Genomic DNA, 1,402 nt, shown 5'->3' on the forward strand with positions numbered 1-1,402 from the left:
TCAGACTGTAGACAAAGTCCCGAGCAATCGCTCGGGCTTTTCTACATTTGTCACCGCATTCATGGTATAATCATTATATCAGGAAGGCGGTGTTTTTATGTTGACGAAAGAAGCGGATAAAAAGAGAGAACAGATCATGATGTTCTGTATGGATGATCTGGTTCCACAAGATCATTTGTTGCGTATCATTGACAAAGCAATCAATTGGAACTTCATTTATGATCTGGTCGAGGATAAGTATTCTTCTGACACCGGACGTCCGAGTATGGATCCGGTCATGCTGATCAAGATTCCTTTTATCCAGTATCTTTATGGAATCAAAAGTATGCGTCAGACCATGAAAGAAATCGAAATGAATGTTGCATACCGTTGGTTCCTCGGCCTGGAAATGATGGATAAAGTCCCACATTTTTCAACTTTCGGAAAGAACTATACCAGACGTTTTAAAGATTCGGATCTATTTGAGCAGATTTTTTCTCACATCCTCGAACAGTGCTATAAATTCAAATTAGTAGATCCTTCCGAAGTGTTTGTGGATGCTACACATGTAAAGGCACGCGCCAACAGCCGAAAAATGCAGAAACGAGTTGCAAAAGAGGAAGCTTTATTTTATGAAGCGATGCTTCGAAAAGAGATTGATCAAGACCGCCAGGAACATAATAAAAAGCCGTTAAAAGACAAGGATGATACTCCACCGCCACCAACCGGCGGAGGAACGCCGGACCTTCCAACAAAGAAATGCAGTATCACAGATCCGGAAAGCGGATGGTTCCGGAAAGGCGAGCATAAACATGTTTTTGCATATGCAGTTGAAACAGCTTGTGATAAGAATGGCTGGATCCTTGGATATACTGTGAGTCCTGCAAATCTGCATGACAGCCGGACCTTTAAAGGCCTGTACGATAAAATCAAACATATCGGAATCAAGACTTTAGTCGCAGATGCTGGATATAAAACACCGGCAATTGCGAAGCTCTTAATTGACGATAGGATCAGGCCGCTCTTTCCGTACAGACGCCCACAGACCAAAGAAGGCTTTTTCAAGAAGTATGAGTATGTATATGACGAGTATTATGATTGTTACATATGTCCAAACAATCAGGTGCTGGAATACCGAACCACAAATCGAGAAGGATATCGGGAATACAAGAGCTGCGGGGCTGTATGTGAGAGTTGTCCTTATCTGAGGCAATGTACAGAAAGCAAAGGTCATGTAAAACTGGTAACCAGACATATCTGGGAGCCGTATATGGAAATCTGCGAAGATCTTCGCCATACACGAGGAATGAAAGAATTGTATGCGCAGAGAAAAGAGACCATCGAAAGACTCTTTGGAACAGCTAAGGAGAATCATGGTTTTCGATATACACAGATGTATGGGAAAGCACGGATGGAAATGAGG

General features: G+C 42.4%; 1 protein-coding gene. It reads left to right on the forward strand.

Annotation, left to right across the window (positions count from 1 at the left end):
• Nucleotides 1-97: 97 nt before the first annotated feature.
• A partial coding sequence (locus tag DXA13_RS20610; RefSeq protein WP_118246850.1) for an IS1182 family transposase occupies nt 98-1,402 on the forward strand: 1,305 nt, incomplete at its 3' end.

Source organism: Clostridium sp. AM58-1XD (assembly GCF_003464085.1).
Classification (GTDB): domain Bacteria; phylum Bacillota; class Clostridia; order Lachnospirales; family Lachnospiraceae; genus Lachnoclostridium_A.